Raw genomic sequence first — 9,790 nt, forward strand, 5'->3', positions numbered from 1 at the left:
AACTTTCGCACCAAAAAAATAAGTGCAAATCGTTAGTTGTATTGCGTCTATGGTCTATTAAATATGTTGCTTGACAGTGTTTAATAAAATGAAATAACACCTCATTCTTTGGTATAGTGTAATTGTAGAGAAAACACTACCATACAGAAGAGGTGCTCCCTATATGATAGACCAAAATAGCCAAAACAATCAACTACCAAAAGAACTTAATTCGGTTTTTTCTGAGCTTGAAATGAATAAACACCTGCGCCAAGCAGGAATTAAAAAATCCTTCGGTTTCAGCTGTTCCTACTTATTTCAGCTTGTTTTCTGTTTGATTTTCCAGCACAAAAATTGGTTTTCACTTCTTGATTCAAAGAAAGCCGATCAGTTTCCAGCCAAAGATGCCGTCTATCGCTTTTTAAACCAATCAACTTTTAATTGGCGCCGTTTCTTACTACTGTTGAGCATTTTTACTATTCAAAAGGTGACTCGCCTTACGAATAAAGAGCGTCCAAAAGTACTGATTATCGATGATTCTGCGTATGACCGAAATCGTAGTAAAAAGGTAGAGCTTCTCGCTCGTTGTTTTGATCATGCTTCCCTGAAAATGCGTTTCTTTAAGGGGTTTCGTATGCTCACTTTGGGCTGGTCAGATGGCTATACATTTATGCCAATTGACTTTTCTTTAGTCAGTTCAAAAAAGTCTCAAATCAATGGTATCTCTGAAAAAATTGATAAACGTACTTGTGGATACAAGCGTCGAGAAAATGCATTACAAACTGAGCCTGAACAAGTTCCTGACATGATTAAACGTGCATTAGCCAATGGGATAGATGCAAGTTATGTCCTTATGGATTCTTGGTTTACATTGCCACCACTTGTAAAGTCTATTGTGGATCAAGGATTAGACGTAATTGGTATGGTCAAAGAAACAAAACAACGTTATAACGTAAACGGGGAGATGGTTTCTTTAAAGCAACTATACCGCCTAGCTGGACCCATTCAATCCAAGAAAGGAATTCTTCGTTCCATCCATACGATCATGGCTAATGGAACACCAATTAAAGTGGTATTCATTCAAAACAGAAATAAGAAAAGCGACTGGCTTGCCATCCTCAGCACAGACTGCACTCTTTCAGAACAGGAGATCGTCCGAATCTATGGAATGCGCTGGGATATCGAGGTATTCTTTAAGGCGGCCAAATCTCTTTTGAAACTTGAAAAAGAATTCCAAAGCCGTTCATATGACGCGCTTATTTGCCATACAACGATTGTGTTTTCTCGTTTTATCGTTCTGTCGTGGCAGAATCGCTGTAATACCGATCAACGCACAATAGGTGGTCTGTTTTACGAATTATGCGATGAAGTAAATGAACTTGATTGGGCTGTCGCATTACAGCAATTGATCGAGCTTCTTCAAGATGCACTTAAACAAACGAATAAGAAAATCAAAAAAATAATTCAAAGTCAACTTGAACAGTGGATCGCTGGCCTTCCTAATTATATCAAGGCTTATTTGCCGATATCACTCTGCGAAAGTTGAGACTTTAAAAATTACGCTAACAATATTTTTAAAATTGAGGGAGGGGAAATAGATGGAAAAGCCTATTGATTGGAAAGAATTTCTGAAGGAATATTTCAAGAGAATGGAAAAAGAAAAGAAGAAATTAGAATTTAAGGTGATTAAGAATGACGAGAAATAGTTAATCCTATATAAATTTTGAACGGGAAATCAAGGTTAAATTATACTTAATTCCTGCCAATATTAATAGAAGACAGTGTCAGGACTAAAGATTCCTCATAGTATCCTGATGGTTAGTGTTTCTTGAAACGTCTTAGGACCCTTCTTGTGTATACGCTCCTTTCGTTTGGAATAAAAACTATACACTTAAGACCAGATAGTGATATATGCTATTTGGTCTTTTCTTTTAAAAAACGGGACCAAATATAGTAGTTTATGTGAGTTCCATGTCTTACTTTTAGGAAAATTTTATTAATGAAAATAATAAATTCCACGTCCGAAAAAAATCCATATATAGTAATTAAAGTGATTGTTTACTGTCTAGAAAAAAGAAAAAAAACGAATAAATTAGATTTTCAATAACATTTATTTAATTTGACAGTATAATGCGAAATTCAGTACATTTTGACGGAATTTAAGGTTAAGCCCTTTGACTAATCTTGTGAATTTTCGGATCGCAATATTTCCAACCTTTGTAGATTCAATATGATTTTTCAAAGTGAAACTCAGAAAAAATAAAGGTTTTGTTGCAGAGAAATATAAAGAATAGGTGAGTAAACAAACATTTTGATAAAGGGGCTAATCTTAATGACAAATGAGTTGCAGGTTTTAGTAGACAGTATCAACCGCATTGCAAATGGCTGCATCATTGCAGTAGCAATCTTTTTCGCAATAACCTTAATGAAGTCTTTCATTTTTAATAGGATAAAAGGTTTCATGTCAGAAACTATGGCAAATAGAATTGAGAAAACACTAGAATGGACTAGTTTAATGACATTTAATATCGGAGTAATATGGGCTATTATTTTCTTTAATTAGGTATCAAAGTGTTCTCGCAAAAAATAGAAGTAATGTATTAAGCCGTTGTCTTTTGGGGTACCTTTAAAGGAAAAGTATATGTAAAAAACAAGTATTAAAGCGGTGTATTTCTCACAAGAAATAGCACTGCTTTTAGCATGTAATTTAGTAATTAATTGTATGGTAAATTTAGTAAAAAATTATTAGATTACCGTGTGAAGAGGAGTCTGAAACGAAGAAGGAGCATTAGGAACAAAATGGACAAAGATTTTTTATGTGTGAACATTTATTTATACATAAAAATGAAATATATAAATCATTTTTAGGAATTGGTAGAATGGTATTGAAATCAAGGAATTGAGTATGTCAGCGAATTAAACTCAATATAAGATAGATTAATTTAAGGAGAATTTTTAATGTCATTACACAAAATTCAAGAAGAAGAACTGCGGAGTACTTGTAAAAAGAAAATTGAGTCACTTGAAAATTGGTTAAGACGATTAGTTGATGATTCCTTTACTGAAGCATATGGTTCAGACTATTTATTTGTAAAGAAGGAAAATGGAGATAGTGTCATTAAGAACAGCATAGGAAATGACATTAAGGCAAGAAAGGAAAGGGAACCTTTTAGGTATCCAAGACTCATTGATGCAACACTATTGGATAACTTGATAGATATCATATGCAATCCAAATAATTTTAGTGCTTTCTTTAAAGATGCTTTAGGAGAAGTTTTCCCATTCGGAGCGGATCATGCAAGGTTTACTATAAAAAAAATAATTGATCCTAGAAACCAATTGGCACATGCAAATCCAATTAGTGTAAGACAAGCAGAGCAAATTATTTGTTACAGCAATGATATTATAGATTCTTTAAAAGAATACTATAGAAAGAAGGGACTAAATGTGATTTATAATGTTCCAACTATTATGAAGTTTGTTGATTCCTTTGGAAACGAGGTACACCGTAACCAAATGGTAGATACTGGTGCAGGTTGTGGTATAAAGCAATTTCATGAAAATGAGGAGTTTTTTTTACGTCCGGGAGATTATTTATCTATAGAAGTGCAAATTGATCCAAATTTTGAGGAAGAGTCATACGATGTTGAATGGAGAATAAGTGATCAACTAGTAAATAATCTTAAAGGAAGTAAATTTACTTTAGAAATTAAAAATGAACATGTTTCTCACCTCCTTAGTTTTTCGTGTAGGATAATATCTAAAAAAGATTGGCATAAGTATGGATACTACGATGATGAAGTAACAGTATCATACCGAATTTTACCACCAGCATACTAAGTAAGTTGACCTTTAATAGGTATGGAAGACAAATGACAATATAAAGATAGAAAAAGAATTTTAAGTAAATGTATTTATGAATTAAATAACAATAAAAGAACCTTCCGATTATCAGGTTATATACTGGAAAGGTTCTTTTTTTTGTACTCAGAAAAGAAGTATTTCTAAGATTGCATAGATTTATTGCGTAGAATAGGTATTCCATGCTATCATGCGACCAAATAACAGTGAAAATGGGATAAAAAACTGCCATTAACAGCAAAAAAATATTGCATAGAATTATTTAAGCCAAAAAGTGTGGAGGAGAGTATATGATTAACCAATTTGCAGAAGAAGCATTAAGGGGAAAATCAGAGCAAACAATTAAAACTTATGTTCATGCAATTAAGCAATTTAATGAATGGTTAGAAGGTGCTGGAACTGACTTAAATTGCTATGCTAGAAGTGATGTTCAACAATATATTGATTATTTAGTGAGTAGGCGTAAGAGCGCAGCAACTATAAATAAAATTTGGAATGCGATTAAGAAGTTTAGCAAATGGTCTAATAAAGAAAATACAATTGAAGATATTGCTGTAGTCAAACCAGTTGATTATAAGAACGAAGCACCTAAAGCACTTGATCGTCTTGAAGTTAACCGTTTAATAAGAGAAATTGATAGAAATGAAAACAAACGGGATATGGCAATAGTACAATTACTGTTAAATAGTGGATTACGCCTTTCAGAGTTGGTTTCTTTGGATAGGTCAGATATTGTGTTGAGTGATCGAAAAGGGGAAGTTAAAGTCCGTAGAGGTAAAGGAAATAAAGAAAGGTCAATTCCCTTAAACAAGGAAGTACGAAGAGCATTACTAAAATATCTTGAAGAAAGAAAGGATTCTGGAGAACCTCTATTTCTATCAAATAGGGGTAAAAGAATTAGTACAAGAGCCGTTCAGTATATACTAGAAAAGCAAGGGTTTAATGTGCATGCGTTGAGACATACTTTTATCACATCTCTTGTGCGAAATGGCCAAGACATAAGCGTAATCCAATCACTCAGTGGTCATACAAGCGCCGAAATGGTACTTCGGTATTCTGCTCCTACTGAAGAGGATAAACAAAATGCCGTTGAGGATTTGTGGAGGGGTTAACTTTATTAGTTAATCTATTAAAGTTGAAATAGATTATCTGGAACTGAACTAAATAATGATTAGGGGTCATTTTATGTTTAATCATTTGAATAACGCTGTTTTTAGATTGTATCAAAATGAAAGTAGTAAATATAAGTCATCCCTGTTTGATTTAATTGATGGTGATCGTGAAACCAAGCAAACTAAGGGCCTAGCATATTTATTTAGTCTGTCCTCGGAGTTTTTAATAGAATTCCTTTCTGTAAATAAAATACAAGAAGTTATTAAGAAAAGCCTTTGTAAAAATGAATTTCTTCAATTTTTGAGTTCTGATTTCTTAAAAGTTGATGCAGAAATGATTAGTGAGGGAGAGGATAAGATTAGAAGGGATATAACCCTTACTTTTTATCACAATAGCAAAAAAGTGCTTGTATTAATTATTGAAGCAAAAAACATTAAATTAGATATTAACCATAGTCTAGAAGAACAACTTCAGAGATACATTAATCCTAAATACTTCCCACATGATGAACATGTACCTAAAATTGCTGTAGCCTTGACAAAGTATAAACAATCTTTTAAGACAGAAGCATTTGTTTCAATTACATGGGTTGAAATGATAGAGGTGCTAAATCAAGCGCTTAAATTAAATTTAGATTCAACAAAAATTTCGGTTTTAACGGATTACCATAAATTTATTACAGGAGTAGATAAAGGTATGCACTATTATGAAAAAGAAATACTATCTGTTCCAGCAGGTAAAACCTTTGAAGTAATTACCAACTACCATATACATGCTTGTCCAGATACACCTTCATATAACTATCGTGACCCTCTTTTCATAACTTTTCGCCAAAAGGGCGGTGGAGTGATGAATAAATTGTATAAGATTGAAGACATTTTGATTCTTGCTCCAGAAAACTTATCAGTTCTGAAGGATATTTCTGAAAGTGATTTTTTATATAAAGAAAGGTTATTAGCATACATACAGGAAAGAAAAAGTGGGCATGGTTTCAAGAGGAACGACACATATAGATTTTATATTCTCTCTGAAAATGATCATATTTCCTTGTCTCATAATCCGCGGCCTGAAAAAAATAATGCAGGAGGCTGGTATTATACTTTATCTGAAATGTTAAGTGGACGGCAAGTAGTGTTTACTGACTCTAAACAGTAATAATTCGAAATGTTTCTTAAAGTTTTCCGAAAAAACAAGGGTTTTAACATTGGATAGAGAAAATAAAGGTATCAGATAAAGGTTTCAGGAAACTTCCCCTTAGATTCCTGATGGTACTCCTTAATATCTTGAGTGTTTTTCTTGTGTAAATCCTTTTCTTGGATGTCTTAAAAGACCAAACAGATTATTATTACTGTTTGGTCTTTTTATTTGAAGAAATAAGGCTGCTATGATGTTTAGCCTTACGTAAACAATATTATTTTCTTTCGCTAAGTTCCTGAAGTAATTCTAATGCTTTTTGACTATTCCTCATATTTACATGGATATATGATTTTAATATTTCAATTTTTTCCTCATCAGTCTTGTCTTTACGCTTTTCTAGTTCATTTATTATTGAAGCGTCCTTGAAACTATAGTCACCATCAATATTATTAAAAATACTACCTAACATACCCTTTAGTTCATCAATATGGAAATGTTGTTGTTGAGTCATTCTAATAGATCCATAATAAATTGCGATTATATAATCTATTAATTCTTTTTGAACTTCTTTTTCTTCCTCTGTAAAATCTTCAAAAGATTTGCCTTCAGAAGCCAATAGATGGGTTAATGCAAACAATAAAATGTAGTTCGAATCATTTTCAGGCAATTGAATCCCTTGCTTTTCTAAGAAATGTTCTTTAACTTTTTCTGCTGCATAATTTGCAAATTCCTCTAAATAATCTGGAGCCCAAGTATCTAATATATATTCCCTGTTACCAACCAAGTAATCTACAGAGGTATTAAAAATATTTGCTAATTTTATGATGTCTTCTAAGGCAGGTCTTCTAACATTCGTAATGTATTTGTGTAAATTTGATTTGTTAAAACCATGTTTATCCATTAAAGATCCTTTTGAAATGTCCATATTGTTCTTGTCTAACAGAATCTGTAGGCGATCCCCAATCATTACTTTTTCATCACTCATAACGTTTCACCCCAAAATATGATTTAAATAAATAATATTATTAATTGAACCAAATGTCCACTAAGTTTGTTTTCGTTTTTAAAAAAGTTTACTTTTGGGTATTTACAAATAATAAACAACAGTGATATCATAAATCTACAGTTTGAACCAAATGTCCACTTTTTATTAATTTAACAGAACAAAAGTTTACTTTTGGGTAAACGGAAATTGTAAGGGGGAGATTAATTGTTGAAAATGGAAGATGCCAGCAGAAATATGAAACCGGGTTTTATGAATGCTGTTGTAATTTATAATCAAAAATTGAATACCAATGAGACAGTGTTCATCATTAAAGATTTTAACTATAAGTTGGAAAAATTAATGAAATCACACTATGCAAATGTAAGGGCGACTGTAAAAGGAAACGAAAAAGCAAATGGTTTAATCTTCATGACAAGGTTTAGTGGGATGAGAAATAAGATTTACCACTCTTGGTTTGATAAGACATTACAGGTGAATGAATTGTTCTATTTAATTAATCAAGAACGAATGCAGTACTTTTTAGTTGATGAGAAAAACAAACCATTTGATATTTTAGTGATTCCAAATGAAATAAGGGAAATTGCTAGTAAATATCTTGAAGGAGAGGATCTATTGTGGTCAACTGAAGAATTTAATCAGATGATCCAAGAGACGATGAATAAGTATAAATCAACTACTCGTATATGGGACTTGATAACAAGGAGGGCATGAAACTAGACAATGGAGGACAAAAACGTAAAAGAAAATTGCTGTATTTGTGTTTTATTATGAGACACCTGAATAATTAAAAAGGATGCCAAAAAACATGGGGTGCAATCGAGCACCATTCTAAATAAAGGGGCCAGAACATTCTGAACTTAGATATTAAGGAGGAGAGTTACTATGCAAAAAAATACAGTCAATAAAGTTGGGTATATGGTTCACTTAAGTGCTGAAAGGGATGACAGCATAGACTTAGAAATGAAAAGCCGCGTACTAGAGGTGTTATTAGAAAATGTTAAAGGGGTAAGTGTTGCCAATTACCATTCATATAACAGTAATCCAGTAGTTGCGCAGTATTTTATCAGTTTATTAAGAAAGCAAGATATCGACACGATTGCTGTACAGGATCGTTCGATTTTTAAGAAGGATATCATCAATCTGTTTATCGAAGAGGGGTTTCATTTCATTTTGGTTGAAGTTAACAGCAGCAAAACAAAATATAGGATCGAGGAGATTTCTAACAACCAATTGAGGTCAAATCTACAAAATGTAGCCAGAATAAGTAAAGTAAGATGGGAAAACTTAGGTTCTGACTATAGAAAGGCCTTAATCAATTATGAAAGAGTTGCGAGGATGTCGAATGAATTAGTAGATAAATTCGAATCTACTACTGGTATTAACGTATCTGCCTATTAAGTTCGTAAAATGAGGGGATTTTGATAGAAAAATAATGAAGGTTTGCCCAGACCTTCGTTAAATTTTTAGGGGGTGGCAGAGAATGATTAATTCAAGGCATAAAAGATTACGAGACTTAGAAGAGAAATTGAGTATCATCCGTTCATTATTTGATAGATTTTGGCCTGAAATGTCAGAAAAACAACAAAATTATCTAGCAAACATTGAGCACAAAATTGTTAAAGAAATTCGTATTCTTGAGGAGCATTAAATGGTTTGCCTTCCATAGAGATTCAAATTAACGCTTGGGAATTATTAGCCAGTAACAAATTTAACTGTTTGTAAAAGGAAGTAAAGAGAAAATTAATGACGAAGGAAGGGATGTTTTATGATTGGAAAATTACGATCTTATCATTCTCAACTACCTAAAGAACTCGACTATTATTATGTGTGGCTGCCAGACTGCGGTCACTCAATTATGTGTGTATTATCACAACATATAGATGATGCAAGGAAAGGTGAAATTACTGATTATATGTTACCTATTCCCGTTAAATATGTATTGGAAAAAGGCTATATTTGTAAACTGTCACTTTATATCCTCTCAAATACCGTTGGAATTTTCAAATTCCTTCAGAATTGTTTATATACTTCTCTGGAATAATGTGCTAAATTTTTTGCATATTAGAAGGGGGAGTTTTTTTATGATCAAATTTCATGATTTTGGTATTAGCCTAGTGGAGTATGGGGAAAGAGGAAAAAAGAATGAATTTCCATTGTTTGATCAATGCCCAAACTGCAAATGTCATTCCCATGGGAATCTTCATCGTAACGGCTATTACTGGCGTTATGGAATAACTGATGAGACAACCGTACGGATCCCAATTTGTCGCCTAAGATGTTTACAATGTGAAGTGAATATCTCTATTCTTCCGGACTTTCTCATCCCGTATTTTCAACATACTATTCATACAGTTTTAGAACGAGTGAAGAAAATTCTTCAAAGGAAAAAAGCAAAAGGCAGCCGCCAATTAGTCAGGTTTTATCTAAATCGTTTCTTAACATGTATAAATTGGATTCATAGCTTCTTTATCAGCTTGGGGAAGATAAGTGGCATGTCGGAGGATATAAATAGCGAAGCCACAAAATATATGAAAATGATCCTTGATTTTGGCGAATCACCCTTCTTACGAAGGTCACGGGGTCACTTATCAAAATACTTTATGGCAAATTAATTCTATCATATTTAGGCGACTTTAAAAATATTCTTTGTCCCACATACCTTTTTCATAGTCAGAAAATATCGAAAAAAGTAGA

At 32.7% G+C, this 9,790-nt stretch carries 10 protein-coding genes; 9 read left to right on the forward strand and 1 reads right to left on the reverse strand.

Annotated elements, in window-relative coordinates; genetic code table 11:
* The first annotated feature begins 163 nt into the window (after window positions 1-163).
* From ADJ83_RS17645 to ADJ83_RS25030, 5 genes are all read left to right on the forward strand, one after another.
* Window positions 164-1,525, forward strand: a complete 1,362-nt coding sequence (locus tag ADJ83_RS17645) for an IS4 family transposase (RefSeq protein WP_048717268.1) — start codon at window positions 164-166, stop codon at window positions 1,523-1,525.
* A gap of 786 nt (window positions 1,526-2,311) precedes the next feature.
* Entirely contained in the window at window positions 2,312-2,542 is a 231-nt protein-coding gene (locus ADJ83_RS17650) for a hypothetical protein (protein ID WP_031539349.1), read from the forward strand.
* A gap of 395 nt (window positions 2,543-2,937) precedes the next feature.
* A complete protein-coding gene (locus tag ADJ83_RS17655) occupies window positions 2,938-3,819 on the forward strand; it encodes a hypothetical protein (protein WP_031539348.1) in 882 nt (293 codons plus the stop codon).
* A 311-nt stretch (window positions 3,820-4,130) separates the two neighbouring features.
* The gene (locus tag ADJ83_RS17660) at window positions 4,131-4,952 is read left to right on the forward strand and encodes a tyrosine-type recombinase/integrase (RefSeq protein WP_031539347.1); all 822 of its coding nucleotides are present in this window, start codon (window positions 4,131-4,133) and stop codon (window positions 4,950-4,952) included.
* Window positions 4,953-5,058: 106 nt separating this feature from the next.
* The gene (locus ADJ83_RS25030; RefSeq protein ID WP_152910843.1) at window positions 5,059-6,108 is read left to right on the forward strand and encodes a hypothetical protein; all 1,050 of its coding nucleotides are present in this window, start codon (window positions 5,059-5,061) and stop codon (window positions 6,106-6,108) included.
* Between the two features lie 256 nt (window positions 6,109-6,364).
* Here the strand turns inward: ADJ83_RS25030 and ADJ83_RS17670 are convergent, their stop codons facing one another.
* The gene (locus ADJ83_RS17670) at window positions 6,365-7,075 is read right to left on the reverse strand and encodes a helix-turn-helix domain-containing protein (RefSeq protein ID WP_031539345.1); all 711 of its coding nucleotides are present in this window, start codon (window positions 7,073-7,075) and stop codon (window positions 6,365-6,367) included.
* Between the two features lie 225 nt (window positions 7,076-7,300).
* Between ADJ83_RS17670 and ADJ83_RS17675 the strand changes: the two genes are divergently transcribed.
* The 4 genes from ADJ83_RS17675 (at window position 7,301) to ADJ83_RS17690 (ending at window position 9,708) form a co-directional block, all read left to right on the forward strand.
* Window positions 7,301-7,807, forward strand: coding sequence for a hypothetical protein (locus ADJ83_RS17675; RefSeq protein ID WP_031539343.1), 507 nt, complete (start codon window positions 7,301-7,303; stop codon window positions 7,805-7,807).
* A 171-nt stretch (window positions 7,808-7,978) separates the two neighbouring features.
* A complete protein-coding gene (locus ADJ83_RS17680; protein WP_031539340.1) occupies window positions 7,979-8,494 on the forward strand; it encodes a hypothetical protein in 516 nt (171 codons plus the stop codon).
* Between the two features lie 82 nt (window positions 8,495-8,576).
* Window positions 8,577-8,744 (forward strand): hypothetical protein, encoded by a 168-nt coding sequence (locus ADJ83_RS25725; protein WP_155986781.1) that lies wholly within the window; start codon window positions 8,577-8,579, stop codon window positions 8,742-8,744.
* A gap of 433 nt (window positions 8,745-9,177) precedes the next feature.
* Entirely contained in the window at window positions 9,178-9,708 is a 531-nt protein-coding gene (locus ADJ83_RS17690) for a DUF6431 domain-containing protein (RefSeq protein ID WP_035416525.1), read from the forward strand.
* The last annotated feature ends 82 nt before the right edge of the window (window positions 9,709-9,790 follow it).

Origin of the sequence: Bacillus sp. 522_BSPC (assembly GCF_001076885.1) — a bacterium.
Classification (GTDB): Bacteria; Bacillota; Bacilli; order Bacillales; family Cytobacillaceae; genus Niallia; species Niallia hominis.

Coding starts and splice junctions, on each gene's coding strand:
- ADJ83_RS17655 (WP_031539348.1), top strand. CDS start 2,938: ATGTCATTACACAAAATTCAAGAAGAAGAACTGCGGAGTACTTGTAAA.
- ADJ83_RS17690 (WP_035416525.1), top strand. CDS start 9,178: ATGATCAAATTTCATGATTTTGGTATTAGCCTAGTGGAGTATGGGGAA.
- ADJ83_RS17680 (WP_031539340.1), top strand. CDS start 7,979: ATGCAAAAAAATACAGTCAATAAAGTTGGGTATATGGTTCACTTAAGT.
- ADJ83_RS17670 (WP_031539345.1), bottom strand. CDS start 7,075: ATGAGTGATGAAAAAGTAATGATTGGGGATCGCCTACAGATTCTGTTA.
- ADJ83_RS17650 (WP_031539349.1), top strand. CDS start 2,312: ATGACAAATGAGTTGCAGGTTTTAGTAGACAGTATCAACCGCATTGCA.
- ADJ83_RS25725 (WP_155986781.1), top strand. CDS start 8,577: ATGATTAATTCAAGGCATAAAAGATTACGAGACTTAGAAGAGAAATTG.
- ADJ83_RS17645 (WP_048717268.1), top strand. CDS start 164: ATGATAGACCAAAATAGCCAAAACAATCAACTACCAAAAGAACTTAAT.
- ADJ83_RS17660 (WP_031539347.1), top strand. CDS start 4,131: ATGATTAACCAATTTGCAGAAGAAGCATTAAGGGGAAAATCAGAGCAA.